This window comes from Ruegeria sp. CF3, assembly GCF_056537365.1.
This window is the reverse complement of the sequence record NZ_JBQFRK010000003.1, coordinates 419,108-438,944: the sequence shown is the minus strand read 5'-3', so window position 1 is coordinate 438,944 and position 19,837 is coordinate 419,108. Positions and strand designations below refer to the sequence as shown.

18 protein-coding genes and 2 tRNA genes are annotated in these 19,837 nt (G+C 58.4%); 9 read left to right on the top strand and 11 right to left on the bottom strand.

The annotated features are described in order from the left end of the window. Positions 1–4: 4 nt before the first annotated feature. From ACR0KC_RS13790 to mraZ, 8 genes are read right to left on the bottom strand one after another with little or no spacing between them, the layout of a single operon-like run. On the bottom strand, positions 5–535 hold the full coding sequence (locus ACR0KC_RS13790) for an AAA family ATPase (RefSeq protein WP_480706715.1): 531 nt from the start codon (positions 533–535) through the stop codon (positions 5–7). Next, on the bottom strand, positions 532–1,614 hold the full coding sequence (mraY, locus tag ACR0KC_RS13785) for a phospho-N-acetylmuramoyl-pentapeptide-transferase (protein WP_480706717.1): 1,083 nt from the start codon (positions 1,612–1,614) through the stop codon (positions 532–534). Before mraY ends, ACR0KC_RS13790 begins: the two co-directional genes overlap by 4 nt. Beyond that, positions 1,614–3,032, bottom strand: a complete 1,419-nt coding sequence (locus ACR0KC_RS13780) for a UDP-N-acetylmuramoyl-tripeptide--D-alanyl-D-alanine ligase (RefSeq protein ID WP_480706719.1) — start codon at positions 3,030–3,032, stop codon at positions 1,614–1,616. The genes mraY and ACR0KC_RS13780 overlap by 1 nt, the downstream gene beginning before the upstream one ends. After that, positions 3,029–4,510: a UDP-N-acetylmuramoyl-L-alanyl-D-glutamate--2,6-diaminopimelate ligase gene (locus ACR0KC_RS13775; RefSeq protein WP_480591851.1), complete on the bottom strand. Its 1,482-nt coding sequence runs from the start codon at positions 4,508–4,510 to the stop codon at positions 3,029–3,031. Before ACR0KC_RS13775 ends, ACR0KC_RS13780 begins: the two co-directional genes overlap by 4 nt. A 22-nt stretch (positions 4,511–4,532) precedes the next feature. Beyond that, positions 4,533–6,320 carry a peptidoglycan D,D-transpeptidase FtsI family protein gene (locus tag ACR0KC_RS13770; protein ID WP_170392055.1) on the bottom strand — a complete coding sequence of 596 codons (1,788 nt, stop codon included), beginning with the start codon at positions 6,318–6,320 and terminating at the stop codon, positions 4,533–4,535. Beyond that, positions 6,317–6,685: a cell division protein FtsL gene (gene ftsL, locus ACR0KC_RS13765; protein WP_170392057.1), complete on the bottom strand. Its 369-nt coding sequence runs from the start codon at positions 6,683–6,685 to the stop codon at positions 6,317–6,319. The genes ACR0KC_RS13770 and ftsL overlap by 4 nt, the downstream gene beginning before the upstream one ends. Further along, entirely contained in the window at positions 6,682–7,674 is a 993-nt protein-coding gene (gene rsmH / locus ACR0KC_RS13760) for a 16S rRNA (cytosine(1402)-N(4))-methyltransferase RsmH (protein ID WP_480706982.1), read from the bottom strand. The genes ftsL and rsmH overlap by 4 nt, the downstream gene beginning before the upstream one ends. 4 nt (positions 7,675–7,678) lie before the next feature. Then, complete coding sequence (gene mraZ / locus ACR0KC_RS13755) at positions 7,679–8,182, bottom strand: division/cell wall cluster transcriptional repressor MraZ (protein ID WP_170392059.1); 504 nt, start codon at positions 8,180–8,182, stop codon at positions 7,679–7,681. A 900-nt stretch (positions 8,183–9,082) separates the two neighbouring features. On the opposite strand from mraZ, the gene ACR0KC_RS13750 reads away from it, so the two are divergent. Continuing rightward, positions 9,083–9,307 carry a DUF1127 domain-containing protein gene (locus tag ACR0KC_RS13750; protein ID WP_480706722.1) on the top strand — a complete coding sequence of 75 codons (225 nt, stop codon included), beginning with the start codon at positions 9,083–9,085 and terminating at the stop codon, positions 9,305–9,307. A 374-nt stretch (positions 9,308–9,681) separates the two neighbouring features. Further along, positions 9,682–9,972: a DUF1330 domain-containing protein gene (locus tag ACR0KC_RS13745; RefSeq protein ID WP_170401405.1), complete on the top strand. Its 291-nt coding sequence runs from the start codon at positions 9,682–9,684 to the stop codon at positions 9,970–9,972. A gap of 3 nt (positions 9,973–9,975) precedes the next feature. Here ACR0KC_RS13745 and ACR0KC_RS13740 read toward each other — a convergent pair whose 3' ends face one another. After that, positions 9,976–12,585 carry an ATP-dependent helicase gene (locus ACR0KC_RS13740; protein ID WP_480706724.1) on the bottom strand — a complete coding sequence of 870 codons (2,610 nt, stop codon included), beginning with the start codon at positions 12,583–12,585 and terminating at the stop codon, positions 9,976–9,978. 293 nt (positions 12,586–12,878) lie between these two features. On the opposite strand from ACR0KC_RS13740, the gene ACR0KC_RS13735 reads away from it, so the two are divergent. Both ACR0KC_RS13735 and ACR0KC_RS13730 read left to right on the top strand, forming a co-directional pair. After that, the gene (locus ACR0KC_RS13735; protein WP_480706726.1) at positions 12,879–16,316 is read left to right on the top strand and encodes a pyruvate carboxylase; all 3,438 of its coding nucleotides are present in this window, start codon (positions 12,879–12,881) and stop codon (positions 16,314–16,316) included. 71 nt (positions 16,317–16,387) lie between these two features. Continuing rightward, entirely contained in the window at positions 16,388–16,771 is a 384-nt protein-coding gene (locus tag ACR0KC_RS13730) for an MAPEG family protein (protein ID WP_480706728.1), read from the top strand. A gap of 9 nt (positions 16,772–16,780) precedes the next feature. Here the strand turns inward: ACR0KC_RS13730 and ACR0KC_RS13725 are convergent, their stop codons facing one another. Next, positions 16,781–16,963, bottom strand: coding sequence for a hypothetical protein (locus tag ACR0KC_RS13725; RefSeq protein ID WP_170512283.1), 183 nt, complete (start codon positions 16,961–16,963; stop codon positions 16,781–16,783). 119 nt (positions 16,964–17,082) lie between these two features. Between ACR0KC_RS13725 and ACR0KC_RS13720 the strand changes: the two genes are divergently transcribed. The 3 genes from ACR0KC_RS13720 (at position 17,083) to ACR0KC_RS13710 (ending at position 18,217) form a co-directional block, all read left to right on the top strand. After that, positions 17,083–17,157: transfer RNA gene (locus ACR0KC_RS13720), tRNA-Gly, on the top strand. Between the two features lie 33 nt (positions 17,158–17,190). Beyond that, positions 17,191–17,265, top strand: a tRNA-Gly gene (locus ACR0KC_RS13715). Between the two features lie 85 nt (positions 17,266–17,350). Next, positions 17,351–18,217 carry a GNAT family N-acetyltransferase gene (locus tag ACR0KC_RS13710; protein ID WP_170512318.1) on the top strand — a complete coding sequence of 289 codons (867 nt, stop codon included), beginning with the start codon at positions 17,351–17,353 and terminating at the stop codon, positions 18,215–18,217. Here the strand turns inward: ACR0KC_RS13710 and ACR0KC_RS13705 are convergent. Beyond that, positions 18,214–18,453 (bottom strand): Lrp/AsnC family transcriptional regulator, encoded by a 240-nt coding sequence (locus tag ACR0KC_RS13705; protein WP_170325761.1) that lies wholly within the window; start codon positions 18,451–18,453, stop codon positions 18,214–18,216. The two genes, ACR0KC_RS13710 and ACR0KC_RS13705, sit on opposite strands and share 4 nt — an antisense overlap. A 154-nt stretch (positions 18,454–18,607) precedes the next feature. On the opposite strand from ACR0KC_RS13705, the gene hisB reads away from it, so the two are divergent. Continuing rightward, entirely contained in the window at positions 18,608–19,195 is a 588-nt protein-coding gene (gene hisB / locus ACR0KC_RS13700) for an imidazoleglycerol-phosphate dehydratase HisB (protein WP_480706730.1), read from the top strand. Next, positions 19,196–19,834 carry an imidazole glycerol phosphate synthase subunit HisH gene (gene hisH / locus ACR0KC_RS13695; RefSeq protein ID WP_170401427.1) on the top strand — a complete coding sequence of 213 codons (639 nt, stop codon included), beginning with the start codon at positions 19,196–19,198 and terminating at the stop codon, positions 19,832–19,834. Positions 19,835–19,837: the final 3 nt, after the last annotated feature.

Below are 19,837 nucleotides of genomic sequence, written 5' to 3'. Positions count from 1 at the left end.
CCTTCTATCCGAGCCGCTCTTCCAGCCAGTCCGACCGCCAAGAGACCGGCCCTTTTGGAACGTTTTCTATTACGAACCCATAGTCTGGTAACCGGTCGCACAAAGCATCGTATTCCGCAATAGCTGCGGCCAAGTTGTGCCGCCGGTCATCATCCTGTTCGAATATCTCAGGCCAAGGAGGAAAGAGAAACACGCATGGGTCGTAGCCCAAGTGCAGTATCTGTTCACGCACTTTGGTCTCCAACGGTGTAACGGTTCGATCAAACCAAATCAGCGCGTCCAATGCCGAACGATCAAATAGCACAAGATCATCTTTGGCATTGTTGAAGTCTGATATCGCAAGTTCAATGATCCGGCGGCAGAATACCTCGGAGTTGACCCAAGGCAGAGCGCGACCACCACCTTGTCTTTCCTCGGCAATGACACGACGACCCGGCTCGGAAACTGTTGAATATCCGCGTCGGGCCATCTCCTCCAGCAGTGTTGATTTGCCACCACCGGAGCATCCAGAAAGCACGACGCAACGCGGGCTCATCTGACTTTCAGCGTCGCCAGCCCGATCATCGCTAAGATCAGTGAAATGATCCAGAACCGGATCACGATGGTGGGTTCAGCCCAGCCCTTTTTCTCATAATGGTGATGGATCGGCGCCATCAGGAACACCCGCTTTCCGGTCCGTTTGAAATAAAGGACCTGGATGATCACACTTAAAGCTTCAACCACGAACAGCCCGCCCACGACTGCCAATACCAACTCGTGTTTGGTAGCCACGGCGATCGCGCCCAGCGCACCGCCCAGAGCCAGTGATCCGGTATCACCCATGAAAACCGCCGCTGGAGGGGCGTTGTACCACAGGAATCCCAGCCCCGCACCAAACAGCGCTGAAGTGAAGATGAAGATTTCACCGGTGCCAGGCACATAGTGAACATCAAGATACTCGGTGAAGTCGACCCGCCCAACCGCATAGGCAATCACACCAAGGGTCGAGGCCGCGATCATCGCGGGCATGATCGCCAGCCCGTCCAGACCATCTGTCAGGTTCACCGCGTTGGCCGCACCCACAATGACGATCACCGCAAAGGGGATATAGAAAAGGCCAAGATTGATCAGCGTATCCTTGAACACCGGCAGAGCCAGCTGGTTCTGCAAATCGCTGGGATGGTGCAGCGTCGCCCAGAGTGACGCCAGCACGGCAATGATGATTCCCAGCGCCAACCGCATCTTACTGGAAACGCCCTTAGTGTTCTGCTTTGAGACCTTGGCATAATCGTCCGCAAAGCCGATGGCCGCATAGGCCAGCGTCACGAACAGTACCATCCAGACATATGGATTGTCCCAGCGCGCCCAGATCAGGGTCGACGTGACCAGAGCGCCCACGATCAGCAGACCGCCCATGGTAGGGGTTCCAGCCTTGGACAGATGCGCCTCGGGGCCGTCATCGCGGATTGGTTGACCTTTGCCTTGCCGTTTGCGCAATACGTTGATCAAGGGTTTTCCGAACAAAAACCCAAAGATCAGCGCAGACAGAAAGGCGCCCCCTGCCCGGAAGGTGATATAGCGGAAGAGGTTCCAGAAATCCCCTCCGTCCGACAGGGCGGTTAACCAATAGAGCATTACAAAACCTTTCTCACAATACGGCGGCTCTCTGGCGCGCTGCCATGCCCCATTTGCCGCAGACCGTCAACGATCTGTGCCAGAGCCATGCTGAGAGAGCCCTTGGCCATCACTACGTCGCCGCTGCGGATCAGTTCCGGCAGATGGGCGGCCATCTCATCGCTGGTTTCCGTCCACAGCCCGCGCTTGCCTTCGGGCAGAGCCTGATGCAGCGCTTGCATCAACGGACCGATGCAATGAACCTGATCAACATGCGCCATCGCAGGCACCTCGGCCATGGCGGCGTGCATCGCCTGCTCTTGCGCACCAAGCTCTTTCATGTCGCCCAGAAACGCGATCTTGCGTTTGCCCTCCGACGCAAACAGCACGTCGAGAGCGGCCTCCATCGAGGTTGGATTGGCGTTGTAGCTGTCATCGAGCAGTTCAATCTGCCCGCCATCTGGCAGCGCGATCACTTCGCGCACACCGCGCCCTTTGACCGGAGACCAGCCGCGCAGACCGGCAATCGCCTGATCCAGATCGACCCCCAGCGCGACACAGGCCGCCAGAGCGCCCAGCGCATTCATAGCAAAGTGAGTTCCCGCGGATTGGACATCGAATGTGATGTCTGCTCCGCCGACAATACCGTGTCCCCGCACCGAGTCAGGGCCTTGGAGCACGTTGGTCAGGGCATAGTCCCGCGCCTTGTGGCCAAATTCGACGATCCTTGCACCATGCGCAGCGGCGCAGTCGCGCAAGATGCCCGCGTGTTCGATATCGGCGTTGACGATAGCGGTGCCGCCCTCGGCCAGCCCGTCGAAGATCGCAGCCTTTTCAAAAGCAATACCCGCAACCGAGTCGAAGGCTTCGAGGTGGACGGCGGCTACTGTGGTCACCAGCCCCACATGCGGTTGCGCCTGACGCGCCAGCGGAGCGATTTCGCCCGGATGATTCATGCCGATCTCGATCACCGCGAACTCGGTGTCGCGCGGCATTCGCGCCAGCGTCAAAGGCACGCCCCAATGGTTATTGTAGCTGGCGACACTGGCATGAGTTTTGCCTTGCGTCTCCAGAATGCTGGCCAGCATTTCCTTAGTCGAGGTTTTACCCACGCTGCCAGTCACCCCCACCACGCGCGCACCTGTCCGGGCGCGAGCCGCCTGCCCCAACGCCTCTAGACCCGTCTGCACATCGTCGACGATCAACAGCGGTGCATCTTCGGGCACGCCTTCGGGAATATGCGACACAAGCGCTGCGCCTGCGCCTTTTTCAAGCGCTTGGGCGACGAAATCATGGCCGTCGCGGGCAGCCTTCAACGCAACGAACAGGTCACCCGGCTGCAGGGTGCGCGTGTCGATGGAGACGCCGTTCACCTGCCAATCGGTGGGGGCGCGCCCGTTGGTGGCCTCTGCGGCCTCGGCTGCAGTCCAGAGCGTCATGCGACCCTCCCGTCCAGCGCGGCAACGCTGATACTGGCCTGTTCCACATCGTCAAAGGGCAGGACCTGATCTCCGACGATCTGGCCGGTTTCGTGTCCCTTGCCCGCAATCAGCAGAGCGTCGCCCGGTTGCAGCGCGTCGATGCCGCGCAGGATGGCCTCGGCCCGGTCGCCGACTTCCGTGGCTTCGGGTGCGCCCAACATGACAGCACCGCGGATGGTGGCCGGGTCTTCGCTGCGTGGGTTGTCATCGGTAACAAAGACCAGATCGGCGTTTTCAGCAGCGGCCCGCCCCATCAATGGGCGTTTAGTGGCGTCTCGGTCACCGCCTGCACCAACAATGGCGATCAGACGTCCCATGACATGCGGGCGCATCGCCTTCAGTGCAGTGGCCACGGCATCCGGCGTATGCGCGTAATCGACAAACACCGCCGCGCCGTTGTCGCGGGTGGCAGCCAGCTGCATCCGTCCGCGCACGGTGATCAGGTGCGGCAAGGTTTCGAACACGCGGTCGGGGTCCTCGCCCGCCGCGATGACCAATCCGCAAGCCAGCAAAACGTTCTCGGCCTGAAAGCCGCCGATCAGATTCAGGCGGGTTTGATAGGCCTTGCCTTTCCATGAAAAGCGCAAATCCTGCCCGGTCGCGTCAAAGCGTTGATTCAGAAGACAAAGATCAGAACCCTCAGGGCCCACGGTGATGATATTCTGGCCGCGTGCCTCGGCGATCTTGCGCATCTCAGCACCCTTGGGATCACCAAGGTTGACCACAGCGACCCCGTCTTCGGGCAGCACACGATCAAACAGACCCGCCTTGGCTGCGAAATAGGCCTCGAACGTGTCGTGATAGTCCAGATGATCCTGCGTGAAATTCGAGAAACCGGCAGCGGTCAGATGCACCCCGTCCAAGCGACGCTGTTCAAGCCCGTGCGAGGAGGCCTCCATCGCCGCATGGGTCACGCCATTTTCGGCAGCTTCGGCGAGACAGCGGTGCAGAGTGACCGGCTCGGGTGTTGTATGGGCCAGCGGCGCAGTCCATGCGCCCTCGACCCCGGTGGTGCCTAGGTTGACGGCGGCAAGTCCAAGCTCGGTCCAGATCTGGCGGACGAAACTGGCGACCGAGGTTTTTCCATTGGTGCCGGTGACCGCCACGATAGTCTGCGGTTGCGCGCCAAACCATAGGGCGGCGGCCCCTGCCAGTGCCTGACGGGGGTCTTCCGTGACGATCAGCGCAGCATCGGATGCGGCCAGTTCGTCGGTGGCGATCTCGGCCCCTTTCGCGTCCGTCAGGATCGCGGCGGCCCCCATGCGCAAGGCGTATTGGATGAAGTCTCCACCATGGACTCGGGTGCCGGGAAGGGCTGCAAAGAGGAAACCGTCTTTGACCTCGCGGCTGTCAACAGCCAGACCGGTGATTTCGGGATTGGCCCCTCCCCGTGCGGTCAGGGCCAGTTCGCTGAGTTTCTTTGACCGATTGCCCATGACCCACCTTTCGCTGGACAGCCTAATTTGAGGTCAGCGTTATAGCAGCGCGCGCCTCAGGCTCAAGCCGGGGTCTGAGACCCAATAGCGGCGCCACCCGTCCAATCAGTTCGGCAGCAACGGGAACGGCAGTCCAACCCGCCGTGCGGCGCTTTTCGCCATAGGCCACGATGGACGGTTCATCCAGCGTGACGATTAGCACATATTTCGGATCATAAGCCGGGAAGATGGTGGCGAAGGTGGCAATCACCTTGTCCTCATAGTACCCGCCACGCGGCTTGGGTTTATCGGCAGTACCGGTTTTTCCCGCCACGTCGTACCCTTTGACATCACCAAAGCTGGCGGTGCCATCCGTGACCACTTTGCGTAGCATATTTTGCGCCTGCTTGGCGGTGTTTTCGGACATCACGCGAGGGCCGTATTGCGGGCCATTGCGGCGCAGGATCGTGGGGCTGACATAGTACCCGCCATTGGCAATCGCTGCGTAACCAGCGGCTAGATGCATGGGGCTGGTCGAAAGGCCGTGGCCATAAGAAATCGTCACGGTGCTCAACTCACCCCATTTCTTGGGCTTGAGCGGTTGCCCGCCCTTGGCCTCGACAATCTCGAATGGCGTTGGGTCGAACATGCCTAGCGCGTTCAGAAAATCCTGTTGCCGGTCGGCCCCGATTTGCAAGGCCAGCCGCCCGGTGCCTCGGTTCGAGCTGTACTTGATTACATCCGAGACACTGATCTCACCATAATTCTTGCCGTTAAACTCGCCAATCGGGAAGCGCCCGATTTTCATCGGGCCGGAAGTGTCAATGATGGTGTTGGAGTTCACCAGACCTAGCTGCACCGCCTGTGCGGCGGTGAAGATTTTGAACACCGAACCCAGCTCATAGACACCCTGTACGTAGCGATTGAACAGCGGGCTGTCCGAGGGATCGAAGCCCGAGGTCGGCGGGCGCGGACGGTCATTGGGGTCAAAAGACGGCAACGACGCGGCCGAGACGACCTCGCCCGTATGGGCGTTCATCAGAACCGCCGAGGCTCCTTTGGCGTTCATGATCTTCATGCCGCCATATAGCACCTGTTCTACCGCCGCTTGAACGGTCAGATCCAGCGACAGTTGCAGCGGCTTGTTGCCGTTGGCCGGGTCGCGCAGATAGCCGTCGAACTGTTTTTCGACGCCAGCTACGCCGATCACCTCAGCTGCGCTGACACCTTCGCGGCCAAAGCCCGAGCCGCCCAGAATATGCGCCGCGAGTCTGCCATTGGGATATAGCCGCATTTCGCGCGGGCCGAACAGGATGCCGGGATCTCCGATGTCATGCACCGCCTGCTTCTGCTCGGGCGAGATGCGCTTCTTGATCCACAGGAATTTTCGCTTACCGGTGAAGTCTTTGACCAAACGCTCTTTTTCCAGATCAGGGAAAATAGCGACCAGTTGCTCGGCTGCGGCGATCGGGTCAATCATCAGCGGTGGCTGCGCATAGACAGAATAGGTGTCCAGATTGGTCGCCAGAATACGGCCTTCGCGATCCACGATATTGGCGCGTTGCATGGCGATGGAGGCCCCCGGCGCACTTGCCAATGGTTCTTGCGCCTCGGATGTCGCCAGAACGCCCATACGAAAGCCTACGACCGAAAAGGCGCAAAAGAAGAAAAGACCCAACACCAACAGGCGGCCCTCGGCGCGTGCGCGGGCGCGGTCTTTCATGTCTTCGTGGCGTTTGCGGATGTTCTCTCGTTCAATCGCCTTGGGGTTTTCACCCTTTGCACGGGCGTCGAGGATACGGGCCAGAGGGCGAAGTGGTGTACGGGTCATGGAACCTGCACCTCGATCAGTGCCTGAATGTCAGTGACGTCCTGTATTTCAAGCGGGTCGACGATGGGCAGATCCGGGTCCTCGCCATAGGAAATCTGATCGGCGCGACCAAACTGCTCAGCCCGCAGAGGCAGCAAGCTGAGACGTTCGAAATTCAAGTCCGCCAGCTCACGCAAACGATCAGGCCGGTTTAGATAGGCCCATTCGGCATTCAGCACGGCGAGTCGCGCCTGCGCCATACCGATCTGGCCTTGCAGCGACTGCGTTTCCTTCAGCACCTGCTGCGTGCGGTAGTTCTCTTGATAAGCCCAAAGCGCCAACCCGAACACGGACAGTGCAGTCAACACATACAGAATACTCTTCATCTTGCCCTTCCCCCCAATTGCGGCATGCCGATGGCCCGGGCCTCAATTTTCCCTGCCGGGGCATCCGTTCTTATCGCGACACGCAATTTTGCAGAGCGTGCACGTGGGTTTTCTTCAAGTTCCCGCTCATCCGGCCCAACGGCCTTGCGGGTCTTGAGTGTGAATTGCGGCTTCTCCTGCTCCATCTCAGGCGCATAACGGTTGGCGCGTCCGGTTTTGCCCGCGCGCGATTGGAAGAACCGCTTCACCATCCGGTCTTCTATGGAATGGAAAGTCACAACGGCCAGTTGCCCCCCCGGCTTCAAAGCGCGCTCGGCGGCCATAAGCCCCTGAAACAGTTCTTGGTATTCTGCGTTCACCGCGATCCGTAGCCCCTGAAAGCTGCGCGTCGCCGGGTGCGATTGGCCCGGTTTAGGGCGCGGCAGGCAGGATTCGATAATCTCGACCAGCCGCAGAGTTGTTGTGATCGGTTCTTCGGCCCGCGCCTTGACGATGGCCTTTGCTATACGACGACTGGCGCGTTCCTCACCGAAATGGAACAGGATGTCGGCCAATTGCGTCTCGGTTGCCGTATTCACCAGATCAGCTGCGCTTTCACCGTCCTGGCTCATCCGCATGTCGAGCGGGCCATCTTTCATGAAGGAAAAACCGCGTTCAGCCCGATCCAACTGCATGGATGAGACACCAAGATCCAGCACCACGCCGTCCAAATCCTGTGCATATTCATCCATGCGAGAGAACACGCCCTGCTGCATCACCAACCGATCACCGTATTCCCCAGCCCAGTTAGCGGCCATTTCAAATGCCAGCGGGTCGCGATCGACGCCAATGACTTTCTCGGCCCCGGCCTCCAGCAACGCACGAGTATAGCCGCCTGCGCCGAATGTGCCGTCCAGCCAGGCACCGGACACCGGCGCCACGGCGGCCAACAACGGGCGCAGAAGAACGGGGATATGAGGTTTGTCCGATGAGGTCTGAGCGCCGGCCATGCCGTCACCCATCCCCGATGCCATCGAGATACTGCATCGGATCGAAATCATCCGGCAGATCGTCAAGCCATTCCTCGGTCGTGGCCAGTTCCTCGGCCTCGTATGTCTCGGGCTTCCAGATCTGGAATGTATCACCGGCAGCGATAAAGAACGCCTCGTTCTCAAGGTCGATCTTGTTGCGCAGCTTTGCGGGCAGCACCAAACGACCCGTTTCGTCCACATTGGTCGGGAAGGACTGACCGTGGAACATCCGCTGAAGCATCCGACGCTGCATCGAGCCACGTGGCAGCGCATCGATCTTGGCATCCACCTCGTCGATCGCTTCCATGGTGTAACATTCAAGGTATTTGCGGCGGTGGTCGCCATAGACAATCACGAGTTCAGGATTGTCGCCAGGCTGCCAGTTGGGATCCGAGGCTTCAAGCACGCGACGAAACGAGGCCGGGATCGAAACCCTGCCCTTCGTGTCTACCTTATGCTGGCTTTCGCCTCTAAACCTGCGCGCCAAGACGACTGTCCCTTTCGCTTGCGCCCCACCTCAAAATTCACGTTCCCCCCGGAAGTAAAACGGCGGGTTGATCTGCTGCCACTGATCAACCCGCCGCATTGACCCGCTTTGCGGGATGTCCAGCTGCGCGCGCCACCTGGGGGGATGTCTGCTCGCCCGCGCGCCGGATCTGTTAAGTGATGAAAGCGAGATGCCTGTATGAAACCTGTTTTTGTATTTTTGGTTCGGGGTCGTTTGGTGCCCCTCAACTGTCCTCGCCCTCATCGGGTACACAAGGGATGCCATGGGAATTCATGGAAATCAATAGGAAATTTGCGTGGAGAGGCCTGGTGCAGGCTTCAGATCAAGACTAATACAATCGAAACTCGGATCAGATATGCCACAAATTGTGCCCCTGGTGCCTACTAACACTAAATATGTAAGAATTGACGCCTAAATTATTTCTCCCATGAATTCCCAATAATTTTCAGAATTATGGATTATTTGGCGCAGACACCCATTCATGGCAGCCGAAGAGGACGAATCACGGTCCCTTTACAGGCCATTCCCATAGTCGACCCATGCTTTCCCATAGCACCACCACCCCAGGCGTCGGACCTGCGGTGAGAAGATTTGCCCCCTCGTGAGTTGACACAACATGCCCAAACAAACACCAATTCCGCTCAATAGATAAGCGGTCACCATCACAGGGTCTGGACACACGAAACGTCAACCACACGTGAAAACCAGTATTTTAAAGGCAATTATTGGGGCGTACCGGATTATCCTGCCAATCCATGCATTTGCTGCATAGCAGCATTGACGACGCGAACTATTGTGCAATCGCAGCATTTGCCTATCTTCAGTCTCAAGCAAACGCCGGACGATACCGGCAACAGTAAGAATGAACGGATCATGAAGATGGCAGTCGCAAGCACACAAACAGCCCTGAAAGGCACACCGGCATATGGAATCTCAACGCTGGTTGAGACCCTAAAAACCCGGGTTGCTCGTTATCGCCTGTACCGTCAGACAGTCAACGAATTGTCGGGACTGTCAGATCGGGAATTGGCTGATCTGGGCTTGCACCGCTCGATGATCCGCCGGCTGGCCCAACAGGCCACCGAAGAGCAGATCGCGCGGTAAGCGCAACAAGAACACCGAGATCAGGTCCGTCCTCCTCCCTTTCGGACCTGTATTTCAGCGGCAGCGTCTCTCCTCCTCCCTGACGTTGCCGCACCTAATACCGGCCCTGACCGCCGGAACCTGATACATCGGGGCTCTCCTCCTCCCTGCCTCGATGTTGAAAGCGCGCGGCGACGTCTTCCTCCTCCCTGACGTCGCCGCGTCTTCCTCATACCGGGATCAAACCCGGGTACGGATACATCGGGGCTTCCTCCTCCCTGCCCTGATGTAGAAAAGAACGGCGGTTCCCCTCCTCCTCCCTGGGAACCGCCGTTTTTCGTTTTTTGCACACAAGATGTAGGCTGGGGTCGTGAACGATTTGTCAGGAGTCTCCCATGGCCGCTTATTTCATCGCCCAGATTTCCATTCATGACCCGGATGGGTACCAGAAATACCTCGAAGGATTCATGCCGATCTTTGACCGGCATGGCGGAAGGCTTCTAACCGTATCCTCAAAACCCGTTGAAGTGATCGAAGGCAGTTGGGAAGAAGATGGGATCGTCCTGATGGAGTTTCCGGATATGGCTGCCGCAAACGCGTGGAAGGACGATCCGGACTATGTCGAATTGGCCAAGATCAGGCAAAAAACGGCGACGGCGAATCTTGTGCTGGTCGAAGGGTTGTAAGCTTCAGAACGGCACGTCATCCTTGTTGGTCAGAAAGCGCGAGACCACTTTCTTAACCCCTGCCTTGTCGAAATCGACCTCGACTTTATCACCTTCGATGCCGATCACTGCGCCATAGCCGAATTTCTGGTGAAACACTCGCTCGCCCAGCGTAAAGCTGGCCACGGCGGTCGCATCAATCACAGTATTCCGGCTTTCTTTTGGCTGTGACATGCCATATTGCCCCTGCCGCGCCTGCATCCGCTTCCAGCCCGGAGAGTTATAGACATTCGCCTCGGCTGCGCGGGTTTCGATCCCGGCTGCCTGCTGACCACCCCCATAGAGCCCCGGAGGTGTCAGCACTTCCACATGATCTTCGGGCAACTCATCAATGAACCGGGACGGCATCGAATTCTGCCATTGTCCGAACACCCGTCGGTTGGCTGCAAAGGAAATCGTACAGACTTCTTCTGCACGGGTAATACCGACATAGGCCAGCCTTCGTTCTTCTTCGAGGCCTTTGAGACCGGATTCGTCCATCGAACGCTGAGAGGGGAACAATCCATCCTCCCACCCCGGAAGGAAAACCGCGGGAAACTCCAGCCCCTTGGCCGCGTGCAGCGTCATGATCGAGACTTTGGCCCCGTCGCTGTCCTGCTCGTTATCCATCACCAGACTGACATGCTCCAGAAACCCTTGCAGGTTTTCGAAATTGTCCAGCTGATTGACCAGTTCTTTTAGGTTTTCCAGCCGCCCCGGCGCCTCGGGCGTCTTTTCGTTCTGCCAATGCGCGGTATAGCCGGATTCGTCCAAGACGATCTGCGCCAGCTCGATATGCGTATGCTCGGGCGCGCCGTATCGGATCGGTGAAACACCGTCATCAATCACCGTATCATCGTCCACCTCAATCCGAGGCCCACGTGTCATTGCATTCCACCGCGCCAGACCGTCGATCAATTCACGCAGCGCCTTGCCGCCCTTGCCCTTGATCAGGCCGTTATCGACCGCAATCCGCGCGCCTTCGACCAGAGACACTCCGTTCTCGCGCGCCACCACCTGAATCGTCTGCTGCGCCTTGTCGCCGAGGCCGCGTTTGGGTGTGTTCACGATCCGCTCGAAGGCCAGATCATCCTCGGGGCTGACCACCAGCCGGAAATAGGCCATGGCATCGCGAATCTCCATCCGCTCATAGAATCGAGGGCCGCCAATCACCTTGTAAGGCAGACCAATGGTCAAAAACCGATCCTCAAACGCGCGCATCTGGTGCGAGGCGCGAACCAGAATCGCGATCTCATCCAGATAGAATCTCGGGAAAGCCGCCTCCAGTGAACGACCTTCTTGCTGCCTCATCGTCAATTCCCAGATGAGACTTTTCCGGTGATCGTCTGCCAAAAAGCTCTCGTGGCTCTTAAGCTGATTTAAAACTTGTTCTCTGCTATTGAGCCCTTTTAACGCACCAAGTTCACCGAGGCGCTCAACCTCTCTCATCATTTGCTCTGATCGAGAGTTTTCCCGCCTTTTGGCAAGAGGAGAACTACCATTAACTAGGTCGTCGATTTGCTCGCCGATCCAGCGCGCTTCTTCCTCGCCGTCCCAATGGCCGATCAAACGAACCTTCTCGCCAATTTCTGCGGCCGTCCACAGCTCCTTACCCAAACGCTTCTCATTGCCACGAATGACGTTCGACGCTGCGGCCAGAATATGCGGGGTTGAGCGGTAGTTCTGCTCCAGCCGCACAACGAAGGCACCGGGAAAATCCTTCTCGAACCGCAGAATGTTTCCCACCTCTGCCCCGCGCCAGCCATAGATCGACTGATCGTCGTCTCCGACGCAACAGATGTTCTTGTGGCCCCCTGCAAGCAGACGAAGCCAGAGATATTGGGCTACGTTGGTATCCTGATACTCGTCCACAAGGATGTAACGGAACCAGCGCTGGTATTGCTCCAGCACGTCCGGGTGGGTTTGGAAAATCGTGACCATGTGCAGCAACAGGTCGCCGAAATCCACCGCATTCAGCTCGCGTAGGCGGGTCTGGTATTGGGCATAAAGCTCGATGCCCTTGTGATTATAGGCCCCCGCATCCGCAGCAGGCACCTTGTCGGGCGTCAGCGCTCGGTTTTTCCAGTCATCGATGATCCCGGCCAGCATCCGAGCGGGCCAGCGCTTGTCGTCAATGTTGGCGGCTTGAGTAAGCTGTTTCAGCAGCCGTTTCTGATCGTCAGTGTCCAAAATTGTGAAGTTCGATTTCAGATCGACCAGTTCCGCATGGCGACGCAGCAGCTTGACGCAGATTGCGTGGAAGGTGCCAAGCCACGGCATCCCCTCAGCGGGTCGGCCCAGCATCCGCCCTACCCGCTCTTTCATCTCTCGCGCGGCCTTATTGGTGAAGGTCACCGCCAGAATCTCATTCTCGCGCACCCTATGTGTCCTGAGCAGATGGGTGATCCGAGCGGTCAGAGCTTTTGTTTTGCCCGTGCCCGCACCAGCCAACATCAGCACCGGACCATCCAGCCGCTCAACCGCTTCGCGCTGCGCCGGGTTGAGATCGTTGAGGTACTCAGCCGAGGTCGCAGGCATCGCCCGCGCCGACAGCGATGCGCCTTCGAAGGCGTCCATTTCGTCAAAACTGCTCATGCCGGTAAACTACGCCGGATGGGCGCGGAGGGAAAGGGTTTGTTCACGGCTTGTTCGCTCAAATCAAATAGAATCATCCCTTCAAAGGGCGCAGCGAGGATATTCGGAGAAACGGGCATTATTTGCTCTTTCCCACGGGGGATTGATGCCGCAATGCAGCATGTGCAATAAGTTTGCGCAAAAGGGCGGCGTTTGCGAGCGTTAACATGCCGGTTCTACCCAGAACTACATATGTACGTGGCCGTATTGTCCGCCTATGCACAAGGCCACAGCCATTAAGACCGGGACCTGAAATGACAGACTTCAAGAAAATCCTGATTGCCAATCGCGGCGAGATTGCCATCCGTGTGATGCGGGCAGCCAACGAGATGGGCAAGCGCACCGTCGCGGTCTTCGCCGAGGAGGACAAGTTGGGCCTGCACCGGTTCAAGGCGGATGAGGCCTATCGCATTGGCGCAGATCTGGGACCGGTTGCGGCGTATCTGTCGATTGACGAGATCATCCGGGTGGCCAAAGAAAGCGGCGCAGATGCGATCCACCCCGGTTACGGTTTGCTGTCCGAAAACCCGGATTTCGTGGATGCCTGCGTTCAGAACGGCATCACCTTCATCGGACCCAAGGCCGAGACCATGCGCGCGCTAGGCGACAAGGCCAGCGCTCGGAAAGTGGCGATTGCCGCCGACGTTCCGGTTATCCCGGCGACCGAGGTGTTGGGTGACGACATGGCAGCCATCAAGGCCGAGGCAGCCGGGATCGGCTATCCGCTGATGCTGAAAGCGTCTTGGGGCGGTGGCGGACGCGGGATGCGCCCGATCCTGTCCGAGGATGAGCTGGAAGAGAAAGTGCTGGAAGGCCGCCGCGAAGCCGAGGCCGCCTTTGGCAACGGTGAGGGCTATCTGGAAAAGATGATTACCCGTGCCCGCCATGTTGAGGTGCAGATTCTCGGCGATAAGCACGGTGAGATATACCACCTCTATGAACGCGATTGTTCGGTCCAGCGCCGCAACCAGAAGGTCGTGGAACGCGCGCCTGCCCCGTACCTGACCGAAGAACAGCGCGCCGAAATCTGCGAGCTGGGCCGCCGTATCTGCGCCCATGTGAACTATGAATGCGCGGGCACCGTCGAGTTCCTGATGGATATGAACACCGGCAAGTTCTACTTCATCGAAGTGAACCCGCGCGTGCAGGTGGAACACACCGTCACCGAGGAAGTCACCGGCATCGACATCGTGCAGGCTCAGATCCTGATCGCCGAGGGCAAGACCCTGATCGAGGCCACCGGCAAGGCCACGCAGTCCGACATTCGCCTGAACGGCCACGCGCTGCAGACCCGCGTGACCACCGAGGACCCACTAAACAACTTCATCCCCGACTATGGCCGCATCACCGCCTATCGCTCGGCCACCGGCATGGGCATTCGTCTGGATGGCGGCACCGCTTATGCAGGCGGGGTGATCACGCGGTATTACGATTCGCTGCTGACCAAGGTGACCGCTTGGGCCCCAACGCCAGAAAAGGCGATTGCGCGGATGGACCGTGCGCTGCGGGAATTCCGTGTGCGCGGTGTTTCCACCAACATCGCATTTGTCGAAAACCTGCTAAAGCACCCGACTTTCCTGTCGAATGAATACACCACCAAATTCATCGATGAGACACCGGACCTGTTCCAGTTCAAGAAACGCCGCGACCGGGGCACCAAGGTTCTGAACTATATCGCCGACATCACTGTGAACGGGCATCCCGAAACCAAGGATCGCCCGATGCCGCGCCCCGACCTGAAAGAGGCCAGGCCCCCCGCGCCCAAGGCCGAACCGCAGATGGGCACCCGCAACCTGCTGGAGCAAAAAGGCCCGCAGGCGGTGGCTGACTGGATGAAGGCGCAGCGTCAGCTGCTGATCACCGACACCACCATGCGCGACGGGCACCAGTCGCTGCTGGCAACCCGGATGCGCTCGATCGATATGATCAAAGTAGCACCTAGCTATGCTGCGAACTTGCCGCAGCTATTCAGCGTCGAATGCTGGGGCGGTGCAACCTTCGATGTCGCCTATCGCTTCCTGCAGGAATGCCCTTGGCAGCGCCTGCGTGATCTGCGTGAGGCGATGCCAAACCTGATGACCCAGATGCTGCTGCGCGGGGCGAACGGGGTTGGCTATACCAACTATCCCGATAACGTGGTGCAGGAGTTTGTGCGTCAGGCGGCCAAGGGTGTCGACGTGTTCCGCGTGTTCGACTCGCTGAACTGGGTCGAGAACATGCGCGTCGCCATGGACGCGGTGATCGAAAACAACAAGATCTGTGAAGGCACCGTTTGCTATACCGGCGATATTCTAGACCCGGACCGTGCTAAGTATGACCTCAAATACTATGTCGGAATGGCCAAGGAACTGCGTGACGCTGGCGCACATGTGCTGGGCCTGAAGGATATGGCCGGACTGCTGAAACCGGCCTCCGCCAAGATCCTGATCCGGGCGCTGAAGGAAGAGGTCGGGCTGCCGATCCACTTCCACACCCATGACACCGCAGGCATTGCAAGCGCCACCATTCTGGCCGCCTCCGAGGCCGGTGTGGACGCGGTGGATTGCGCGATGGACAGTTTCAGCGGCAACACCTCTCAGGCAACGCTCGGCACCGTGGTCGAGGCGTTGCGCCATACCGAGCGAGACACCGGGCTGGACATCAAGGCCATCCGTGAGATCAGCGACTATTTCGAGGCAGTGCGTGGCCAATACGCGGCCTTCGAGTCCAGCCTGCAGGCCCCGGCCTCCGAGGTATATCTGCACGAAATGCCTGGTGGTCAGTTTACCAACCTCAAGGCACAGGCGCGTTCGCTTGGACTCGAAGAACGCTGGCACGAGGTTGCTCAGATGTATGCGGACGTGAACCAGATGTTCGGCGATATCGTCAAGGTGACGCCGTCGTCCAAGGTGGTCGGTGACATGGCGCTGATGATGGTCAGCCAGAACATGACCCGCGCGCAGGTCGAAGACCCGAACACTGATGTCGCCTTCCCCGACTCGGTGGTGGACATGATGCGCGGCAATCTGGGTCAGCCTCCGGGCGGGTTCCCCGATACCATCATCCAGAAGGTCCTGAAGGACGAGGCCCCCAACACCGAACGCCCCGGCAAGCATGTCGAAGCGGTCGATCTCGAGGCCACCCGCGCCGATTTGTCCAAACAGCTTGAGGGCAAAGAGATCGATGACGAGGACCTGAACGGATATCTGATGTATCCCAAGGTGTTCCTCGACTATATGGGCCGTCACCGCACCTATGGCCCGGTCCGCACCCTCCCCACGCGCACCTTCTTTTACGGCATGGAGCCGGGCGAGGAGATCACCGCCGAGATCGATCCCGGCAAGACGCTGGAGATTCGCTGTCAGGCCATCGGCGAGACGGACGAGAATGGCGAGGTTCGCGTGTTCTTCGAACTCAACGGTCAGCCCCGCGTGATCCGCGTGCCGAACCGTTTGGTGAAAGCATCAACCGCTCAGCGGCCAAAGGCCGAAGTTGGTAACCCCAACCATATCGGCGCGCCAATGCCGGGTGTCGTTGCAACTGTTGCCGCTGTCACAGGTCAAGAAGTCAAAGAAGGCGATCTACTGCTGACCATCGAAGCGATGAAGATGGAAACAGGTATCCACGCCGAGCGCGACGCGGTGGTCAAGGCCGTTCACGTCCAGCCCGGAGGTCAAATCGACGCCAAGGATCTGCTGGTCGAACTGGAATAACCGGTTTAGCCTTCTAAGCTAATAAGGGCCGTTCGGGGAACCGGGCGGCCCTTTCAACATCAGGAGGCCGCATGCTGACCATCACCCCGATCTACGCCGCGTTGATCGCATTTCTGTACGTCGCACTCAGCGTGAATGTCATTCGGCAACGCCGGGTGGGCAAAATATCGGTCGGGGATCATGGCGACAAGGCCATGATCAAGGCAATGCGAACGCATGCGAACTGCGCCGAATACGCTCCCTTTGCTTTGCTGCTTATCGCCATGGTCGAACTGCAAGATGCTGGCGGCTGGCTTGTGAACCTGCTGGGGATGTTACTTTTGGCGGGCAGGCTTCTGCACGCTTATGGTTTTGGCAAGACCCCACAGATCATCATCCTGCGCCAGATCGGAATGGGTCTGACCTTCACTGCAATTCTGATTGCCGCGATCGCGAATCTCGCATTGGCTGTTTGAGCGCGCGATTTAGCCCGTCAAAACCTGCGTCTCGATCAAAGGAGCATGCGGGAGGCTAGGCTGCGCCTCTGCCAGTGTTTCATCGCTCTGACTGTAGATCACGGTGGTAAGAACAATCAGCGCCGCCAATGCCGCCATTTTAATGTCTGCAATATCTTTCATTTCCTCTGCCCAATCCCTTATTTCGTTCATTGCTATATCTCTTGAACACCGCAGCCCCGAATTTCCGTCGAAAGATTTTTTGCTGTTTTTTGTGTTTTTCCGCTTGCAGCCTCGTGTGGGAATTTATACATCCCTCCTCACTCAACGGCGCGGGCGTAGCTCAGGGGTAGAGCATAACCTTGCCAAGGTTAGGGTCGGGCGTTCGAATCGCCTCGCCCGCTCCATTGAGAGGTCTACGGACCATATAAGTATCTGATGCGGGCGTAGCTCAGGGGTAGAGCATAACCTTGCCAAGGTTAGGGTCGGGCGTTCGAATCGCCTCGCCCGCTCCAGATACCAAACTCTCCGAACATGCTGGTTCTTTCGCGATTGCTGCGGCATCTTTGCTGCACATGAAATCACGACGGAGATGCGGATATGCCCGATTACGTCATTCGCGCCTTAACAGCAGACGAACTTCAAACCGCTGTAGATTGGGCGGGACAGGAAGGCTGGAACCCCGGGCTGCACGACGCGGTCTGTTTTCGCAGTTCGGACCCCGAAGGATTCAAGGGCGGTTTCCTGGACGGCCAGATGATCGCGTCCGCATCCGCCGTGAACTACGATGATGCCTACGCATTTCTTGGCTTCTACATCGTGCGTCCCGAGTTTCGCGGCTCGGGATACGGATTGCAGGTCGCCGAAGCGGTCAAGGCACATTGCCAGGATCGTAACATGGGCATGGATGGTGTGGTCGAACAGCAGGACAACTATCGGAAATTCGGTTTTGAACTGGCGTATGACAATTATCGATTCGCGGGCACCGTCGGCGGCATCCTGGATGCCCTGGGTCGCGTGGAGGACACTCGGGTTCGTCCAATCAACGCACTAACCGATGATCTAAAGTCGTATGACCGAGGCCTGTTCCCCGCCGCGCGCGACACGTTCTTGCGCGGCTGGTTGGAGGCACCCAGCCACGTTTCGCGGGTGTTTGAGGAAAATGGGCGGATCAAAGGCTATGCAACGTTGCGGCGCTGCCTGAGCGGGTACAAGGTCGGGCCTCTGTTTGCCAACAATCCACAAATCGCGCAGGCGCTTTTGGTTTCCCTTCTGACGACGCTACCCGCCGATCAGGCAAAGGCCGAGGTATTCATCGACAAGCCTAATCCAAACGCACAAGCCATGGAATTGGCCAAACAGTTGGGGCTGACCAAGGTATTTGAAACGGGGCGTATGTATTCCAGTCACGCGCCGGACATCGACCTTGACCGGATATATGGCATCACGACGTTTGAACTGGGTTAGAACGCCTTGAACGTCATCGTGGTCAGCGAGCGTTCGATATTGGGAATCACCAGCAGGTTTTCGTTGATGAAATGGCCCACATCCTCGGTTTCGGGGATGTAGAGCTTCAGCAGCAGGTCGTATTCGCCGCTTGTGGAATACAATTCGGAATGGATTTCACGCAGCGCGATCTCTTCGGCGACTTTGTAAGTGGTGCCGGGTTTACAACGGATCTGGATGAAAACGCAGGTGGACATGGGCCGGGCCTTGTTGGTTCGTGTTGCCCGCAGGCTGGCACGGGCCGCGTCCGGGTGCAATCCCCTGCAACAGTTTGCGACGAAGGCTTAAAGCGGTCTGGATAGGTCGCCCATCCGGGTCTATAAGCGCGCCTGTAGCAAAAGGAATTCGCCCATGCGCAGCGCTAAGATCAGCCGTCAGACCGCCGAAACCGAGATTTCGGTCGAGGTCAATCTGGACGGCACCGGCCAGTATGACAACGAGACCGGCGTCGGGTTCTTTGACCACATGCTGGATCAATTGGCGCGGCATTCGCTGATCAACATGACGATCCGTGCCAAGGGTGATTACCACATCGACGACCACCACACGGTCGAAGACACCGGGATTGCGCTGGGTCAGGCACTGACGCAGGCGCTAGGGGATAAAAAAGGTATTCGTCGGTACGGAGAATGCCACCTGCCGATGGATGACGCACAGGTGCGTTGTGCGCTGGATCTCTCGAGCCGTCCGTTCTTGATCTGGAACGTGGATCTACCGACGCAAAAGATTGGCACATTCGACACCGAGCTGGTGCGCGAGTTCTTTCAGGCGCTCAGCACCCATGGCGGGATCACCCTGCATATCGATCAGTTGCATGGTTTCAACAGCCACCACATTGCCGAGGCCGCCTTCAAGGCCGTTGCCCGTGCTTTGCGCGATGCGGTCGAAACCGACCCACGCAAGGCGGATGCGATTCCCTCGACTAAGGGCGCGCTGTAGATGCTGACAGCCATCATTGACTACGAGAGCGGTAACCTGCACTCGGCGGAGAAGGCGTTTCAACGGATGGCCCGCGAACTGGATGCGGGCGAGGTCGTCGTGACATCGGATGCAGATGTTGTCGCGCGGGCTGATCGATTGGTTCTGCCCGGTGATGGCGCTTTCCCGGCATGCGCCGCCGAGTTGCGCGGCCACAAAGGCATCTATGACGCTATGGTAGAAGCCGTCGAGCAGAAAGGCCGCCCGTTTCTGGGCATCTGCGTCGGAATGCAGCTGATGGCGACCAAGGGCCATGAATATGCTGAGACCGACGGTCTGGGCTGGGTCGCAGGTGATGTTGTGAAGATCGAGCCCTCGGACAGCGCGCTCAAGGTGCCACATATGGGCTGGAACGATCTGATTCTGGAAAGCGACCATCCGGTCTTTGACGGGATAAAATCAGGCGATCACGCCTATTTTGTGCACTCCTACCACTTCCGGGTGATGGATCCGGCGCAACGGCTGGCCTATGTGGACTACGGGCAAGAGGTCACGGCCGTGATTGGCCGCGACACTATGGTTGGGATGCAGTTTCACCCTGAGAAAAGCCAAGACGTTGGCCTGCGGATGATCGGCAATTTCCTGACCTGGAAGCCCTGAGAT